The sequence below is a fragment of the Vibrio agarilyticus genome, assembly GCF_012641465.1.
In the GTDB taxonomy this organism is placed as follows: domain Bacteria; phylum Pseudomonadota; class Gammaproteobacteria; order Enterobacterales; family Vibrionaceae; genus Vibrio; species Vibrio agarilyticus.
In genome coordinates, this window is sequence record NZ_JABAIK010000003.1 from 82,931 (window position 1) to 100,841 (window position 17,911).

Annotated in this window: 15 protein-coding genes; 6 read left to right on the plus strand and 9 right to left on the minus strand. The window is 46.9% G+C overall.

What is annotated here, in order from left to right; translation table 11 throughout:
• Positions 1–122: 122 nt before the first annotated feature.
• The gene (locus HGP28_RS04000) at positions 123–1,649 is read right to left on the minus strand and encodes a DUF3612 domain-containing protein (protein ID WP_168835165.1); all 1,527 of its coding nucleotides are present in this window, start codon (positions 1,647–1,649) and stop codon (positions 123–125) included.
• A 201-nt stretch (positions 1,650–1,850) separates the two neighbouring features.
• On the opposite strand from HGP28_RS04000, the gene HGP28_RS04005 reads away from it, so the two are divergent.
• The gene (locus HGP28_RS04005; protein ID WP_168835166.1) at positions 1,851–2,477 is read left to right on the plus strand and encodes an aldolase/citrate lyase/malate synthase family protein; all 627 of its coding nucleotides are present in this window, start codon (positions 1,851–1,853) and stop codon (positions 2,475–2,477) included.
• A gap of 177 nt (positions 2,478–2,654) precedes the next feature.
• Here HGP28_RS04005 and HGP28_RS04010 read toward each other — a convergent pair whose 3' ends face one another.
• The 4 genes from HGP28_RS04010 to HGP28_RS04025 form a co-directional block, all read right to left on the minus strand.
• A complete protein-coding gene (locus HGP28_RS04010) occupies positions 2,655–3,974 on the minus strand; it encodes a quaternary amine ABC transporter ATP-binding protein (RefSeq protein WP_168835167.1) in 1,320 nt (439 codons plus the stop codon).
• Entirely contained in the window at positions 3,967–4,866 is a 900-nt protein-coding gene (locus HGP28_RS04015; protein WP_168835168.1) for an ABC transporter permease, read from the minus strand. Before HGP28_RS04015 ends, HGP28_RS04010 begins: the two co-directional genes overlap by 8 nt.
• A gap of 218 nt (positions 4,867–5,084) precedes the next feature.
• Positions 5,085–6,074, minus strand: a complete 990-nt coding sequence (locus HGP28_RS04020) for an ABC transporter substrate-binding protein (RefSeq protein WP_211091881.1) — start codon at positions 6,072–6,074, stop codon at positions 5,085–5,087.
• A gap of 431 nt (positions 6,075–6,505) precedes the next feature.
• The gene (locus tag HGP28_RS04025; RefSeq protein ID WP_168835170.1) at positions 6,506–7,177 is read right to left on the minus strand and encodes a DUF2057 family protein; all 672 of its coding nucleotides are present in this window, start codon (positions 7,175–7,177) and stop codon (positions 6,506–6,508) included.
• A 243-nt stretch (positions 7,178–7,420) separates the two neighbouring features.
• Here HGP28_RS04025 and trpB point away from each other — a divergent pair, with 243 nt between their 5' ends.
• The 4 genes from trpB (at position 7,421) to kch (ending at position 11,862) form a co-directional block, all read left to right on the plus strand.
• On the plus strand, positions 7,421–8,665 hold the full coding sequence (gene trpB, locus HGP28_RS04030) for a tryptophan synthase subunit beta (protein WP_168835171.1): 1,245 nt from the start codon (positions 7,421–7,423) through the stop codon (positions 8,663–8,665).
• 753 nt (positions 8,666–9,418) lie between these two features.
• The gene (gene cspE, locus HGP28_RS04035) at positions 9,419–9,631 is read left to right on the plus strand and encodes a transcription antiterminator/RNA stability regulator CspE (protein WP_168835172.1); all 213 of its coding nucleotides are present in this window, start codon (positions 9,419–9,421) and stop codon (positions 9,629–9,631) included.
• A 382-nt stretch (positions 9,632–10,013) separates the two neighbouring features.
• On the plus strand, positions 10,014–10,574 hold the full coding sequence (locus HGP28_RS04040) for a phosphohydrolase (protein WP_168835173.1): 561 nt from the start codon (positions 10,014–10,016) through the stop codon (positions 10,572–10,574).
• Between the two features lie 28 nt (positions 10,575–10,602).
• Positions 10,603–11,862 carry a voltage-gated potassium channel protein gene (gene kch, locus HGP28_RS04045; RefSeq protein WP_168835174.1) on the plus strand — a complete coding sequence of 420 codons (1,260 nt, stop codon included), beginning with the start codon at positions 10,603–10,605 and terminating at the stop codon, positions 11,860–11,862.
• Here the strand turns inward: kch and HGP28_RS04050 are convergent.
• From HGP28_RS04050 to HGP28_RS04065, 4 genes are all read right to left on the minus strand, one after another.
• Positions 11,859–12,770 carry a DMT family transporter gene (locus tag HGP28_RS04050; RefSeq protein WP_168835175.1) on the minus strand — a complete coding sequence of 304 codons (912 nt, stop codon included), beginning with the start codon at positions 12,768–12,770 and terminating at the stop codon, positions 11,859–11,861. The genes kch and HGP28_RS04050 overlap by 4 nt on opposite strands.
• Before the next feature lie 151 nt (positions 12,771–12,921).
• Complete coding sequence (locus HGP28_RS04055) at positions 12,922–14,325, minus strand: aminotransferase (RefSeq protein WP_168835176.1); 1,404 nt, start codon at positions 14,323–14,325, stop codon at positions 12,922–12,924.
• 51 nt (positions 14,326–14,376) lie between these two features.
• Positions 14,377–15,873, minus strand: coding sequence for an NAD-dependent succinate-semialdehyde dehydrogenase (locus HGP28_RS04060; RefSeq protein WP_246225560.1), 1,497 nt, complete (start codon positions 15,871–15,873; stop codon positions 14,377–14,379).
• Between the two features lie 125 nt (positions 15,874–15,998).
• Positions 15,999–17,186, minus strand: coding sequence for a M24 family metallopeptidase (locus HGP28_RS04065; RefSeq protein ID WP_168835178.1), 1,188 nt, complete (start codon positions 17,184–17,186; stop codon positions 15,999–16,001).
• A gap of 236 nt (positions 17,187–17,422) precedes the next feature.
• Between HGP28_RS04065 and HGP28_RS04070 the strand changes: the two genes are divergently transcribed.
• Entirely contained in the window at positions 17,423–17,905 is a 483-nt protein-coding gene (locus HGP28_RS04070) for a L,D-transpeptidase family protein (protein ID WP_168835179.1), read from the plus strand.
• Positions 17,906–17,911 lie beyond the last annotated feature (6 nt).

A 17,911-nucleotide genomic window follows, 5' to 3' on the forward strand; every position in this document is an offset into this window, starting at 1 on the left:
CCTTATTAAGCCGAGGGTCACCTAGCCAACTGACGTTGTTAGTGAATATATTTGTTCACATCATATCTGGCCAAGCCCACCTTTTGGGCTTGGCTTTTTTTCTCTCTGGTTTTCCCTTTCATTTAAGAATAAAGTTCTTTACAGCCTTGGTAACAACTCGGCTCTCGTGGGCATACCGCACCACGTGAACATATGAGTCGCGCTTGTCCTTCGATGCCTCGTTCAATCCAATTGATATTGAGAATTTTAGCAACGGTTTTCAACGAATGCTTAATGTGGGTTGGGATCTGACTTTCACCGCCGTTTTGCACACATAACTGAGTTAGCTCATCGCTGATGATCGATGCATCCCCCCCTTGTGCCGTGATGGCTGGATTGAGATCTATCCCAGCGCAGAGAACGCGATTGTTACCCGCAGGATCGGTCACATTGACTGACTCACAACAATAAATTCGGGATTCCTGCCCCAAGTTCAGGATCGAAATTTGCGCGGAACTGCGACCACTCGGTTCAGAAAGACGCCGAAAAACCGCCCAGTGCTGACAGGGGTCGTTCACCTTGCGCATATTTCCCCACGGTAATGGAATGCCATTTCCTCGATAGACGGCTTTGAGCTTGCCGGGACCATACGCATCGAAATAGTGCCAATGTGGGTAGGGTGAAACCACAGTCATTCTGCGCATTGCTACAGAAGGAGAGACGCCGGCTCTTTTATGTACATCAATTTCATAGCCGCAGCGGTCTAGTAATTGACGAAACGGGACTTTAGGGCAAAGTAGTGCGCCGGCAAAGAAGCTCGATTCAAAATCACGCCACGCTTGTAAAATATCTTGAGAGTTGAGTTCTGAACCCGTGTGAGAATCCGGTTGGCCTTGCCAATGTTGATGATGGCCAATAGAAAGGATGTTATTGACGGTTTCTGATCCATGTAAAACGCGATGACCAATATAGACAGATAAATCATATTTGAGGCGCGTTGGACACTCTTTCAACATGGTATTGAGATAGAGGGTGTTTGGCGCCTCCATAAACGATGTGACTAACTGTTTGGCTTGTGTCCCTAATTCATCTTTAATGTCATTGGCGGGTCGGTCAATCCAGCGAATGGTCAAACCTAAGCGTTTAGCTATCTCTATCAATTCTTGTGCAGAGAGGTTGAGTTGTTTTTTGCCGATTTCCTCCGCCGCGCGCTCAAGATCAGGAAAATGGTTTTGATGATTTTCTTGATGCGCGCGGATCAGCAAATGCGCAAATTGACGACCGGTGATGCCCGTCTGGGAGAGCATTTCCGGAATGGCGATCTGCAGAATATCGTTTGAAAAAAGAAAGCTAGGCTCAAGAGCCATTCCATTAACCCCACCGCGATTGCCTTTGTTCGGGGTAATAGCTTGAAGCTCAGGCTCATCATCCAAAAACCACGCTAATTCTTTTTGAAATACTTGCGCTACGACACCAAGCATTTCCGGGCTTGGTACTCGTTTTCCACGTTCTATCATTGATAAATATGACACCGATGGCGCGTACTGTGGGTCGATACGCACGCAACGCGCAGACAAATCTTCCATGGTTAGGTGGTTATTTTTGCGCAAGTTGCGAATTTTGGTGCCGAGAAAGTGTGATTGTCGAATTAAACTCTTTGGACCGGGCATTTTGTAAAATTCACATTGTGTAATTTTTGTTGTGAAATTGTAGTTAAAAATTGGCTAGGATTCATAATGAACGGATAACAAAGCATAGGACGGCAACAATACTTTGTGATCATGTTCAATTGAATGGCGAAACCTCAATGAAAGATTGTTCAAGTTTTGCGCCATATGAATTACCCGCCTCGACAGTAATAAGGAATGCCCATGAATATGTTGCGATTTGATCAGAATGAATCGGTACCTTCAACTCAAACGTACATCGCACAAACGGTGTTTGATGTCGAAGCTGTTGACGCCGACCATACTGAAGAGAAGCAGGATAAAGCGAAAGCGATGCTGGATCGCTTGTTTCCGCTTGCGCAGGGGTCACATACAGAAGTGTCGAGTTATCTGATTGATTATCATCATGTGTTGGCGTTTTTTAAAGACGGAACCCACAGTGGCCTTGCCACACCTAAACAGTTTGTTGCTTACACAGGACAAAGAGATAAACCTGCCTCTATTTTGCTGCAGGACGATTCGGGGAGTCATGCGGAGATTGTGATGGGCTCTCACAAAGGAACGGGTCATATTGAGCTGATGACGATTGACGATATTTTGCTTGAAACACGAACGACTTTTTCTGGAAGTGTGGCAGAGGATCTTGATATGTGTGGATCTCAAGCGAGTGTATCAACCCAACGTCAGCAAGAAACGAGCGCGTTACGTCATTGGATCAGTCTGGTTAAGCGTGGAGCCTCTGGACAACCTCTGGCATACAGTGAAGACCGCGAGTTTACCGGTCGCGATGGTGAAGATTATATCCTGCATTATTGCTATTTACCCAAGTGATATACCCAAGTGGCCTCAAGATGCCAGACTCAGAGCGAACTGACTGCCAAACTAAGCCATTTTCGTTGAATCGCGCATTTTGAGGTTGCTTAGGTGCCAATGTAATACAAGCGCCACAAGGAAAGAGTCCAAAGGGCGCTTGGTGAATTTTGACTGTTGGTGTTAAAAGAGCGTCAACTAAGACGCTTTGTGGTTAGTCACTGTTTCTGAACTATCATGTTGCGTTGACGTGATTGATGGGGCTGAAGCTGCCTCACGTGGCGTCTCTTTTTCTGCCTTCAACAACGCGCTGCTATCGGTTTTTATCTCGGCATCACTCTCACTGTAATCGGAAAAGATATCTGCGACAGCGCTACGTTCAAGCGCACCTTGCAAGTTACCTTCGTCATCCACAACGGGTAGTGAGTAATCGCTGGACATGGTTTCGGTTAGGACGGTCTCAATCGCGGAATCGGGTGAAATGGCAGGAACCGCCTCGTAGACTTTCTCACAAATGGTTGATTGCTGGCCTTGGGCATCAAGTAATGCCTCTTTTGTTAGCACGCCCTGGTAGCCCTCATCAGTTACATGATAAGCGTAATCTTGTTTACAGCGTTTCATCTGTTCGAGCGCGTCAGTGATTGTGGTTGCGGTGATGCGTGCGGCAGGGGGCTGCATCACATTTTCAACCGTTAACGCACGAGCGCGATTGACGTCTTTGACAAAAGCTTCCACGTAATCATCGGCGGGATGTAATAGGATTTCATCGGGCCTTCCCTGCTGAACCAATTCACCATCTTTTAAAATGGCGATGCGATCGCCAAGGCGCAAAGCTTCATCGAGATCATGGGTAATAAAGATGATGGTTTTTTGCAATTTATCTTGCAGCTCAATTAACTGATCTTGCATTTCACTGCGGATCAAAGGATCAAGTGCTGAAAATGCTTCATCCATTAATAGAATTTCGGCATCAGTACAAAGCGCTCGAGCAAGACCAACTCGCTGTTGCTGTCCGCCAGACAGCTGCGCTGGGTATTGGCGTTCGTATCCCTTAAGTCCTACGGTTTCAAGCCACTGCTGAGCTTTTTCCAACCGAGTTATTTTATCGATATGCTGAATTTCCAAACCGTAAGCGATGTTGTCGATCACGGTGCGATGAGGTAATAAGCCAAAGCGTTGAAATACCATGGACATTTTATGGCGGCGGAATTGTTCTAATTCTTTTGCCGACAAAGCCATGACATCAACGCCTTCCACGAGAATTTTACCCTCAGTGGGATCGATGAGCCGGTTAAAGTGGCGAATCATGGTGGATTTACCGGAGCCCGATAACCCCATGATGACGAAAATTTCGCCTTTATTGATGCTGAGGTTAATGGCTTTTAAGCCGACAGTATGCCCAGTACTTGCCAATACCGCATCTTTACTTTCACCGGCTTTGACTCGCGGCATAACAGATTTTGGATCTCTGCCAAACACTTTATACAAATCGGTGATTTCAATTAATGGCTTATCCATGTTTCATATCTCCCAGATGAGCTTGAGTTCGTTTCGCATACGCTTGAGAAGCACGGTCAAAGAGAATTGCAAGTGCCACGATGGCAAAGCCATTGAGAAGACCAAGAGTAAAGTATTGATTAGTTATTGATTTAAGAACGGGCTGACCAAGACCTTTTACACCAATCATTGACGCGATAACGACCATAGACAGCGCCATCATAATGGTTTGGTTGATCCCTGCCATGATGGTTGGCATCGCAAGAGGCAATTGGACACCAAATAATCTTTGTCGGCGACTGGCACCAAAAGCGGTCGCCGCTTCGAGCACTTCTTTGTCTACTAAGCGAATTCCGAGGTTGGTTAGGCGGATCACCGGAGGAATCGCATAGATAATAACCGCAATCAGTCCTGGAATTTTCCCGATGCCAAGTAACATCACTACGGGGATGAGATAAACAAACGCCGGCATTGTTTGCATCACATCAAGCAGTGGGGTGACTGTTGCTTGCACGCGATCGGAGCGGGCCATAGCGATGCCGATGGGTATGCCAAGTAAAATGGCTAATAGGGTACAGACGGTGATGATGCTCAATGTTCGCATCGTATTTTCCCACATGCCAAAGTAGCCAATGAGCAGCAGCGAAACAAGGCAGCCTAAGCTCAGTTTCCATGAGCGACTGGCGAGGTAGACAAGCGCGGTACAAACACCTAGTACAATAAACCAAGGTGTGTTAATGAGCAGTTTTTCAAACCAAACAAGAAAGGTGAGCAAGGGGTCAAACAAAGACTCAATGAGGTCACCATATTCGCGTGAAAAATCACGATATGCGCCATCAAGTGTTTTACGAATAGCGCGAAGCTCGCTTCGCCCCATCTCGGGAAATTCAGTTAACCAACTGGTGTCGGACATAATTACTTCCTTATCGACAGATCCGCATGACTTTTAGGTAAGCAGAATATCGAATCATAAAATTGAAACCATCTCGTTGAACGTACTTATGCCGTACGTCTGTGGCCGATTGTTTAGCCAGATGAGAAAACATATAAATTTTTTATTGGATTATTTGGAGTGAAGTGTTGCCGTCATGGAATAACGACAACACTTGATGAGTTTGGGTTAAAGAGCGATCAGAGTGCTTCAGACACTTTTTTTGCAACAGAGGCAGGGAGCCAGCTTTGCCAAACGTTAGGATAGGTTTCAAAGAAGTAGTACATCGCATCTTCGCCATCGGCTTGGTTTTCTTCCATCCACGCAAGTAATGCGTTCATATCGCTGTTAGTAAAACCGCGTTTGGAGATGTATTCGTAAGCCTCAGGAGCTTGAGAAGCAAAAGACTCCGTAGTGATGGTGTGCACAGGTGAAGGTGGGTACATAGTCACTTTAGGATTGGCACAATCGGCTTGAGTCGTACAATTTAAAAACTCTTGCTCATTAATCCCGCTACCAAAATCCACCTTAACCATTTTGAATTTGCCTAAAATTGCCGTAGGTGCCCAGTAATAACCAAACCAAGGCTCTTCTTGTGCAAACGCTTTGGCGATAGAGCCTGAGAGCCCAGCGCCAGATCCGGGGTCAACCAGTGTGAAACCGGCATCTTCAAGCTCCATGGCATTGAACAGATGCGCCGCGCTGATTTGGCAACCCCAACCCGCAGGGCAGTTATAAAATGCGCTGGTGTCTGGGTCTTCTGGATGAGTAAACAGTTTTGCGTGCTTTTTAACACCTTCAATGGTGCTGAGTTCAGGGTATTTTTCGACTAAATATCCAGGAACCCAAAAACCTTCTTCGCCACCTTCAACCAACATTTTGCCAGCATAGCGAAGACGGTTTTCTGCGACCCCTTTGTCTATCGCCTCTTTCATGACATTAGTCCACATTTCAGGGGCAATGTCAGGTTGGCCTTTTTCAATCATTGAGGTGCCTGTTGGCATCGTATCGCCCGGGATCAGCTCGGCCTCGCAACCATACCCATTCACAAGAATAAATTGGTCAATGTTGGCGACTAAGCTTGCGGAATTCCAGTTCATATCAGCGATAGTGACTTCACCACAGTCCTGAGCTGCGACGGGTGTCGCAAGCGATGCGGCAAGTAAAGTGAGAGCAGCAGCGTATTTCATTTTCATGAGTCCTTTCATAACAAAACGCTTTCAGTTTAGCGAGATAATCATTTGAATTCAAATTAACTTGCTTCTAAATAAGAGCTGTAATTGGTTAGTTTAAGGATTATTTAATGATGAATTCATGAAGATTTAACTTTGAGCTCTAATGATTTTGCTTAGGTTGGGAGCCACTTAATGTTCAAATGATCGTCTCACTGACAAACGAAGTTATTCTCGTTGAAGAGTGCATCTTGATGCTTACTTGGGAATAGAAGTTTGGGTATAGAACTTATTGGGAAAGAATCCCTTTCTACTTGAAGCTACCGGGTTGCTGGCTGGCTCTGACAAACCTCATCGCATAGTCCAACTATGCTCAGAGGCTTTGTTCGTTCGCCGCCTACCTGTAACTCCAAGTTGTTTGGGTATAAGTATTGTGAGAGTAGAGGGACTTATTGTTGGTTTACAAACGCTTTAAAACGAGCACGTGTTGCCTCGTCGGCTTTGTTGTACCAAAAGTGCAGCATCTCTTCCGCGGTAGAGTCCATAGCACTTGATTGCGTAGGTGCAGTTTGTTCGGTAGTAGTGGCAATTACATTGGCTTGAGGCGAAATGGCATAAGGTTGGGCTAGGCGAGCGAGAGTCGCAATTCCCCCTTTACGGTTGTAATCCGCAGCTTCACGCACGTAATCACGACCAATCTGTAAGCCTTTTTTAACCAGTTTATCCTGTGTCACTGCAATGACTTGGCCTGACGTGTCAACCAATTGCCAATCGAGATCCGCCATATTGGCTTTCGCCTGCTTGACGGTACGAAAGTTTGGAACGACTAGATCAAGCTCGGTATCCGTTGCGTTAAAGGTTGCAATAATGGCATCACTGATGACGGATTCAGAATCATTTTTTGATGAGAAAAATTGCTCAAAGCGAAACACTATCTGATTTGAGCCATTAGGCAAGGTAGCACTACTTTCCGAGGCAAATAGACCACCAGTCACTTCTGCACGAGCGTCATTCACGACGAGAAGGTCAACGCCTTCTGGAAGGTTGATTTTGACATCAGCTGCTGCAAATCCACTTAGGGCAAGCGCGCAAAGGCAAGTGATAGGTTTTAGCAAATTCATTGTCGTTATCCGTATTATGATGAGGTTGAACAGTTACTGATGCAGCTTGCCTAGTTTATACCAGCTTTGCAATCGACTTGTGATCAAGACTAACAAAATTATGGTGCTATTTTAGTCAGTTAGTAATCGGTGCAAATAAGATAAAGTGTGATCGAGTTATCTAATTTGTACTTTATCGATGTTCTGGACAGGTTAAAAACCCTACTATCAACAAGCGTACTAGTATGGTAGGACATAAGGATTATGAAAAATACATTTGAACATGCACTTCCAGATGCACAGGGTTTCTTTGGTGAATATGGTGGTAGTTTTATCCCTTCTGAATTGCAGCTGGTTATGGATGAAATTACTCAAGCTTACGACGAATGTCGTCGTGATCCTGAGTTTCAAGCGGAATTAGCTCGGTTATATAAGCATTTTGTTGGTCGTCCAAGCCCCATTTTCCATGCAGAAAATTTATCGCGCAAACATGGTGTCGACATATACCTAAAGCGCGAAGATCTCAACCATACGGGTGCGCATAAAATTAATCACTGTTTAGGTGAAGCTCTACTGGCGAAAAAATTGGGTAAGAAAAAAGTGATAGCTGAGACTGGCGCGGGCCAACATGGTGTGGCATTGGCTACTGCAGCTGCTTTGGTTGGCTTAGAGTGCGATATCTATATGGGGGAAGTGGATATAGCCAAAGAGCACCCCAATGTTGTACGTATGCGAATTCTTGGGGCGAATGTGATTCCAGTAACTCATGGTCGCAAGACATTAAAAGAGGCTGTTGATGCGGCATTTGAAGCTTACCTTGCTGATCCGATTACACAAATTTATGCGATTGGTTCTGTCGTGGGGCCTCACCCATTCCCAATGATGGTGCGCGACTTCCAGTCAATTATTGGTAACGAGGCTCGTGTTCAATTTCAAGAAATGACGGGAAAACTGCCAGACAACCTTGTGGCTTGTGTGGGAGGTGGCTCAAATGCGATGGGATTATTTAGTGCCTTCTTAGACGACACTGACGTCGCGATTCACGGGGTAGAGCCCGCTGGTCGCTCTTTAGAGCAAGAGGGTGAGCATGCTGCGTCAATTACATTGGGTGAGCCGGGAGTAATGCATGGGTTTAAGTCTTATATGCTAAAAGACGCCCAAGGTGAGCCTCAAGAAGTTTATTCCGTTGCAAGTGGACTTGATTACCCGGCCGTAGGACCGCAACACAGTTATCTTAAGGACATTGGCCGAGTGAAGTATGGCACGGCTGATGATAATGAAGCCATTGCCGCGTTCTTTGAGCTTTCAAGACAGGAAGGAATCATTCCCGCTATTGAATCGTCGCATGCGGTTGCTTATGCCCTTAAATTGGCTCAGCAAGGTGTAAAAGGCTCGATTTTAATCAACCTCTCTGGGCGTGGCGATAAAGACATTGATTTTGTGGTTGAAAATTATGGTGCGCAGTATGGTATATCAGAGCTTGTGCGCCGTTATACGCTTCCCACTTGAAGCGATGTAAGACTTCGATAAATAACAGCATCAAGGTGAAACAATGGCCCCACGGTAGTAACGTGGGGCCATTTTTATGCATGCAATGGATTAGCAACAGAGCAGATTCTTGTATTGATGGTGTTGATTTTTTTGATAATCCACGGATTGGTATAAAGATTCTTATTGTTAAGAATTGATAATTTTGTGACTCTTGTCACTATATTTTTACACTTAACCAGTAACAAGTTACTATATTTTTTATCGCTGAAATTGACGATCATTTGCCGCAGAAACGCCGATAACGTGACACACGTTATGAGCAATGACTGATGGCAAAATGCCATGGCGTTTCGCGTTTGTAGTTAAAAATCAATAATTAAACTACAGCTCGGCAGATAAAGTTAATCACAATACAAGCCGAGAAAAGCGCAAACTAATAACAATAGTAATGGCTAGAAATGAAGCGCTATACCTTAGGGTATAGCGCGATTTTTTATCAGCAAACCGATGATCGGTTTGCTATTCTTACGCGTAAGAAAAACTGAGTTGAGAGCAAATAGCCCTTTACTTAACTTTATAATCCTGTATCGTGTGTGTCGCTCATGCTGTGAGTATTATTTGGTAGAATTAGTCAAAGTTATCTTCAGAATCTCTTCGTAACTGTCGTCGACCTCTGTGCTTACCTTAATACTAACTTGTTGAAAATAATTGCTCACCTTGGGTTCGCGAAACGCGAGATTCCAAATTAACGACATTTTTAAGGTAACTATCATGTCAAACAAACAAACTGGCACTGTAAAATGGTTCAACGAAACTAAAGGCTTCGGTTTCATCGCTCAAGACAACGGCGGCGCTGACGTTTTCGTTCACTTCCGTGCTATCGTTTCTGACGGCTTCAAAACTCTTCAAGAGAACCAAAAAGTTTCTTTTGAAGTTGAGCAAGGTCCAAAAGGCCCTCAAGCTGCGAACGTAACTGTTCTATAAGACAGTTTGAGCAGAACTAGCAACCACTCTGTTGTTAGTTAATATGCTTAAAGATTTTGAAAAGGCGAGATGTTTAATCTCGCCTTTTTAGTTTTTCTCTTTTCATATTGCCTTTCTCTTACATAATCGCCTCGTATCTCGTATCTCGTATCTCGTATCTCGTATCTCGTATCTCGTATCTCGCTGAATTTTTATCTTGTGTCTCATCGGCAATGAAGCGCTGTGCTATCGTTATTGCAAAGCGTCATCGGCTTTGATTATGAAGCGAGCTGTTTGCGAGCCTTTGTGAGTAGTCTCTGCTTTGATGGAATTGGTGCTAATCGTAGTAGGTCACTGTTCACGTGTCTTGGTTGGTATAGATCATTACGAATGAGGAGGGTCAATGTCTTCAATTGAGATAAAGCGAGAGCGTCCAGCAGTCGACACGCTATTTGAGCGCTACAGTGATGTTATCGGTGATGATTTACCTGCGTATCGCAACCATGTGTACCGAGATATCACGTATGCGATGCACTTTTTGGACAACGATCCTCAGTATGAGCCTCTGATTGAAACGATATTTGTCTACCATGATATTGGGCTTTGGACCAATCATCAGCTTGCCTACCTTGAGCCTTCAGAAGCGCACGCTCTAGAAGATAATGCGCGTTTTGGTTGGGGGTTTGACCCCGACGTTCTTGCGGGTGCGATTCATTGGCATCATAAAATCACCCCATACCGCGGCAAACATCAGACGATTATTGAAGCTTGCCGTAAGGCTGATTGGATAGACATATCTCAAGGGCGGATCCACAAAGGATTGGATAAAGACTTGATCACACAAGTGGAGCTCGCGTTTCCTAATCTTGGCTTTCAAAAAATGCTCATGAGGCTTGCAAAAGATTATGGCGGCTCGACCCTAGGTGGCAGCATTCAAGTGACCTTAGGCATTGTTAAATGGTGACCCTGACCGTTGATTGTGGAATGGCATAATGGTGACTAAGCGCTCAGCACTTTGGGCGGTATTTATCTCAATAGGCCCACGCTTGTTCAATTTTTGGATGGAGCTTCGTCACTATCTTGTCGCTGTGGCGGTGTTTCTTGATGGGCTTTTTATTGTTCGTTCTGTGTGGGGAACGGTATCGAGCCTTGGGCAGCTTTTCGATATTCAAGCGATTGAGCAGATAGATTGGACCAGCGCGGCGAATGGTCCATGGTTGTTGCTCGGCGTCTGCTTGATGCTGAGTGCAGTGGGTTTGCTGTTTCGCGCCAGAGTGGCATGGGCGGTGAGTATCGCCCTTTTAATGATAGTGATTGCCTTTACGTGGCATGTACTACTTGAATTTACCGAATACCTCTACTGGTCCTTAGGCACTTTGGTCTTTCTTATTGTCTTTACTGCGGATTTTAGCCGTTCAAGCGCCACCGCTGGGGGCATTTTTGCCGCGATAAGCTTCATCGTGCTGCTTTTTTATTCTACCTACGGCGCACTCTATTTTGGGGCGGGGTTTAAGCCCAAAATTACCGATTTAACCGACGCGTTTTATTTTTCGATGGTGACCATGACCACGGTGGGTTATGGCGACATTATTCCTCAAACGCAAGCGGCACGTTTGTTTACCGTGTCGATCATCGTTGCTGGCATCACGGTCTTTGCAACGTCACTGACCACTATTTTTGGTCCAATGCTGTCCGGTGGTTTAACCAAATTACTGAAAGGAGCGCCTCGAGCCATGGAAAGAAAAAATCATTTTATCGTCTGTGGTACGTCCGTTTTGGCGGTGAGCACCATTCTAAAGCTTAAAAAACGGGGCATGCATGTCACGGTATTGACACTCGAAGATGAGGATAAATTTCCGCTAATCGAGCAGCGGGTGGGTATGGAGCTGGATTTGTTGTCTGGTGACTATACCGATGGCGACTTGCTTGAAGAAGCGGGAATGGAAAACTGCTTAGCTGTGCTTGCACTAACCGACAATGACGCCAATAATGCTTTTGTGATTCTATCGGTGAAAGAGTTTTCTCCTGACATTAAGACGGTGATTGCCGTTAATGATGCGAAAAACATGCACAAGGTCAAGCAGGTCAAAGCCGATGTGGTGCTCTCGCCACAGCTTTTTGGTAGTGAAATCCTCGCCGCAATTTTGGCTGGGGAGTCTATTAATGATCAAGATCTTCTTGCCATGTTACTGCGCTCAGGTGAGGGGCTGGTGAAAGAAAAAACCAAGCCCCCTCATGAGCCTACCGCTTAGCGCCGCAGACGTTGAATAAGATTATCGCCAAACACATTAAACAGGGCGCCAGTGATAATAAAACCGCCACCAAGGAAAGTCCAAAGAGTGGGTACTTCATTAAACACCATAACGCCAATGAGCGATGCAAACACAATTTGCACATAAGAGTAAGCAGACGCTTGACCGGCTTGCTGGGTTCGCATCGCCATCGTCAGACCGTATTGGCCAATTTGAGTAAATACGCCCACCAGAACCAGCATTAGCGTTAAATACAAGCTCGGCATGACAAAATGCTGCGAAACAAAGAGCAGCGATGTTGGTAGGGCGACCAGTGGAAAATAAAATATGATCACTGAGGCGTCTTCGCTGCGACTGAGTCTACGAACAATCACATAAGCGATGGCACTACCAAAAGCGCCAAGCAGGGCAACGAGCACACTGGTTAACGGTAAAGAGGTAGCAGAATCGACATTTTGCTGATATTGCGCCAAGCTTGGCTGAATGATGAGACTAAGGCCGATTAAGCATAGAAGGATGCAGCCAACTGTGGACATTTGTATCCGCTCTTTTAGCACTAGCCATCCCAGTAAGGCTGTGAAAACCGGATGAACGTACTGCAAGATGGTCGCTTCAGCTAAGGGCAGTGTGGTGACCGCATAGTAGACACACATTAAAGCAAGAGTGCCTACCGCGCCGCGTGCAAACAGCAGCGGTTTGTTATTACCCCAAATGGAAATGCCTTTACGCTTAACGTCAAGATAGCTAAGGATGAGCGAGACTAAGGCCCTCGCCGCGACAATTTCAAACACCGGAATACCATAGAGGCTGACGTATTTGACGCACGCAGACATTAAGGCGAAGCCGAGCGCAGAAAGCAGCGCAAAGCGCACCCCGACAGGAATAAAAAGTTCGAATTTTTGAAGCATACAAAGGCTGAGTGGCGTGAAGAAGCCATGATGATACTGCAACTTTATTGATAAGTAACCTTAATGCTAATTGAAGTCGGACGGGTATAGCTTGGTTAAATTCAATCTTACCGAAGGCGGCCATAGGGGTTGACTGCCTTCGGCACGAGGATCAGCGAATGCTAACGCCTTGACGAATCAATGCATCGAGCGTGTTGTCTACCGCTTGGCGAGTGATCTCGACAATCAAGTCAATGTGCTGGCGTGTTGCCACAAGAGGAGGAGCAAAACCCAGGATATCACCATGGGGCATTGCGCGTGCAATCAGACCTAATTTTAAACACTCTGCAGCAACTAAAGGGCCGACTTTTAAGCTAGGGTCAAACAGCGCGCGCCGCGCGGGATCAGGGCTGAACTCGAGCGCATGCAGCATCCCTATACCTCGAGTGTCTCCCACCAAAGGATGCTGGGCAAAGGTTTCTGCCATTCGTTGCTGCAGATAGGCCCCCGTGGTTGCAGAATGGGTTATCAAATGCTCACGCTCGATGATATCGAGATTGCAATTGGCCGCAGCAGCGCCAAGTGGGTGACCAGAATAAGTATACCCATGCCCAAAAGCTCCCCACTCATCGGTGCCATCTCTTAACGTTTGCCAAACTTTGTCGCTGACCATAACGCCAGAAAGAGGCATGTAGGCGGATGTCAGTCCTTTTGCGACTGTAATAAGATCCGGCTTCATTTGGTAATAAAGCGAGCCAAAAGCGCTGCCAATTCGACCAAAACCGCACACCACCTCATCGGCGATCAGCAAAATATCGTATTTGTCTAATACGTCACGAATGGCGGCCCAATAGCCTTCAGGCGGTGGCACAATTCCTCCGGTGCCCAGTACCGGCTCAGCAATCATCGCGGCAATGGTCTCAGCGCCTTCGGCCAAAATCAGCTCTTCAAGCTTTTCCGCGCAGTAGGCGGAAAATTCTTGCTCACTCATGGCATCGTCAATGCGGCGATAATAATAAGGGGCGATAGTGTGTTTGATGCGTTCAATCGGCAAATCAAAATGCGCGTGGAACAGCGGCAAGCCGGTTAGCGAACCGGAGGCAATGCTAGAGCCGTGGTAACCGCGATCGCGAGAAATGATTTTCTTTTTTTCTCGCCGTCCCAGTACATTATTGTAATACCAAACCAGTTTTAGCTGAGTTTCATTTGCGTCACTGCCAGAGAGCCCATAGTACACTTTACTCATGTTATTGGGCGCCATTTCAATCAATCGTTGCGAGAGTCGAACGAGTGCTTCATTGGTGTGGCCAACATAGGTGTGGTAATAAGCCAAAGCCTTGGCTTGGTCATAAATGGCGTCAGCCATCTCTTGACGGCCATAGCCTATGTTGACGCAATACAGTCCGGCAAAGCCGTCAATCAGCTCTTCGCCTGCGTTATCTGTAATGCGTATCCCTTTACCACTGGCAATGACACGTCCGGGTACCTGACCGTCGGCGTATTGGCTTAAATGGGTCGATGCGTGAAAGACCGTTTCTCTGTCAATATCTAACAGCGTTTTGGTATGTTGATCCATGCCGTCTCCTTGAATGATGAGTTGTAAACAGAAATTCTTGGTGAGTGCTTATTACGGTGAGGTGTCGTAAACGTTACCCAAGCAGCAATATTTCAACTCACTAAAATCATCGAAGCCATGACGACTGCCTTCACGGCCGAGTCCGGATTGTTTCGTGCCACCAAACGGGATCGGATGTCCGGTCATCTTGACGGAATTGACACTGACCATTCCGACATTGAGTGCATGAATGCAGCGCCACACACTAGGCAGGTGATCACCATACACATACGCGGCTAAGCCGTATTCGGTGTCGTTCGACATAGTGAGTACCTCATCAAGCGAGTCGTAAGCGATGACACCTGCGACAGGGCAGAAATTTTCTTCGCGGTAGACACGCATCTCTGGCGTAATGTCAGCAAGCAGTGTTGGCATAAAAAAGAGCGATTGATCATCGGGTTGATACCCTGCAACCAATCGAGCTCCTTTGTCTAATGCGTCATGAACCAATTGATGCGCTTTTTCAACTGCGGCGCGATTGATGAGCGGGCCAAGGTCAACGTTCGCCTCTAGGCCATCTCCCACGTTAAGTTGTGCCATAAGGTGAGAAAAACGCTGTAAAAAGCCTTCATATTGAGCTCTGGGCACGAAGATTCGATTCGCAGCAAGACAGTCTTGACCTGAGGTTTGAAACTTGGCCGCCACGGCTTGCTGCACTGCGAAGTTAAGATCGCCTTGTTCAAGCACAATAAAAGGTGCATTGCCACCGAGCTCCATCGCGCATTTTTTGATGCCATTGGCGGCCTCACTGAGGAGCAATCGTCCGACACGGGTGGACCCGGTGAATGAGAGGGCTTGAACAAGAGTCGAATGGCACAATTGCTCTGCAATCATTTTCGGCTCCCCGGTGACAACATTAAATACGCCGGCGGGTATGCCTGCCATGTCCGCAAGATGAGCTAATGCCAGTGCCGAAAACGGCGTTTCTTCTGCGGGTTTAACAATCACAGTGCAACCAATGGCCATCGCTGCAGCCGCTTTGCGCGTTATCATGGCGCTGGGAAAATTCCATGGCGTAATCAGCGCTGCAACGCCAATGGGTTCGCGAAACGTCATTAATTGAGCGTTAGGGATGTGGCTTGGCATCGTTTCGCCATACGCGCGCTTACCCTCTTCGGCGAACCAATGTACAAATGAGGCGCCGTAAGCGATTTCACCTTGCGCTTCACTAAGTGTTTTGCCTTGTTCAAGCACCATGATGCGAGCCAGCTCGTCTTGATGTTCGAGAATGAGCGTATGCCAACGGTTTAAAATGTCGCCACGAGCTTCGGCGCTCATGTCTCGCCACGTTTTAAAGGCATGTGCTGCGCCCTCAATCGCCTCATCAACTTGCTCTTTGTCCAAGGCAGTTACTAAACCCAGTTGCGTTCCCGTGGCAGGGTTATTAACAGGAAAAGTACATTCATTTTGGCACCAACGCCCGTTTATATAAGCACTTTCGTGCCACAGACCGCTGCATTGGAGTGCACTGTGGATCTCGTGTTCTCGCTGACGTTGTTGCTCTGACATGGATCCCATAAATTCCCCTTGCAAACGCGCTCGTATAAATCCTAGTTGGCAATTGCTTACTGTGTCGAAAATTATTCCTCACCAGCATCTGCAAGCTCTGTGTTATCTCAGCTTACGAGGGCGGTTTATTTTTTGACAAACAAATGGCGCGGGTAATCACACAGTGGTTTGGCACCATGCTCGGTGATCACAATGCTTTCTGTTGTTTCAAGACCCCAATCATCACGCCATAGGCCTGGCATAAAATGAAACACCATGCCCGGTTCTAGAACAGTATGGTCGCTGGCGCGCAAGCTCATAGTGTGCTCTCCCCAATCGGGTGGATAGCTAAGCCCCACGGAGTAGCCGCAACGGGTATCGCGGCGAGAAAAGCCGGCTTTATCTAAAATGGCGTTAAGCGCGTTGGCGATGTCTGCGCAGGTATTGCCGGGTTTGGCAACTTCGATTCCCGCCTCTAAACCGCGATTTAGCGCATCGTCGGCGCGAAGAAAAAAGGACGGTGGCTCACCGAGAAAAATCGTGCGGCATAGCGGACTGTGATAACGGCGATGGACTCCGGCTATTTCAAGGCAAGTGCCTTCTCCGCGGCGAAAAGCGCGTTCATCCCATGTCAGGTGGGGCGCGCAGGACTCGGTGCCGGAAGGCAGTAGCGGCACAATGGAAGGATAGTCGCCGAAATGGTCGTCGACTCCAAGTGTCGCTTGACGCTGTATTTCAGCCACAAGATGGTGTTTTGGCAGACCCACGTCTATCAGTTCAAAGGCGATGTAGTGCATCTGTTCAACAATCCGAGCAGCATGATCAAGGTAGATGAGCTCTTGGGGCGATTTAATGGCGCGGCATTGATTTACAAGTCCAGTAGCATCAAGCAGTTCGCATTTGGGTAGGCTATGCCAAAGAGCGTCGTAAGCGGCCGCGCTAAAGTAATAGTTGTCTTTTTCGACACCAATTCGACCGCAATGCCAATCCCGAGGCATTAATACCCGTTGAGCAAGATAATCCATCGGATGCAGCGGCGGGTTCATGACATAAGCGTCTGGGTAGCTGGTGATGTTGTGTGGCTCGAGATAGCAAGTGCGTTTGGCACCCGCCGCATCCATTTCTCGACCAAACCAAAGTGGCTCACCATAATGAGTCACAACGACACACTGAGGAACATAAAAGGACCAACTGTTGTAGCCCGTTAACCAACACATATTCGCAGGATCGTGCACGATCAACACATCCAGTTCATGTTCTATCATTCGCGCGCGCACTTTTGCTAAGCGCGTTTGATACTCTACTAGTGAAAATGCCAAAACCGTGTAAGCCATTGCCGCTCTCCGAATAGGGGCTGTTTTACGTCAGATTTTGCCTTGAGCAATTTGGATTGATACCCTGGAGACTTGGGTATAAGAACAACGCTTCCTTGAACATAGTCAGTATTCGAGAGTTGTGGGTGTGAATAGCAGCGTCTGAGCAGAGTGATCGCTTGTATATAACGCTTTTGTCGCGGTTGCGTTACTATCCGCTGGACTTTGCGACAGGCTAACAGTGAGGCGTTGCAGCAATGAAAAAAAAACTGGTGTGGTTGGCGTTATTGAGTCTGGGGCTTAGTGCACCATGTTGGGCGGTGGATCGCGTCGAAGTGGTTAAATCAGAGCGCCGAATGTACCTTTTTGATGGTGACAAAGTCGTGCGGGAGTATCACATCGCATTAGGTAAAGCGCCAAAAGGCCACAAACGTCAGGAGGGGGACAACCGAACCCCTGAAGGGCATTACACCTTGGATTTTGTGATGAATAACTCTGCATACTATCGTTCAATGCACATCACTTACCCCAATGCGCAAGATGCACAATCCGCGCAGCTTCGCGGCGTCTCTCCTGGCGGTGACATCAAAATTCATGGGCTGCCCAACGGAATCCAAGAGTTGCCTGCGCAGATGAAAAACGTTGATTGGACCAATGGCTGTATCGCGATCACCAATCGGGAAATGGACGAGTTCTTGCGTATGGTTAAACGTGGAACCCCGATTTCAATTCGCGCTTGAGAGGCT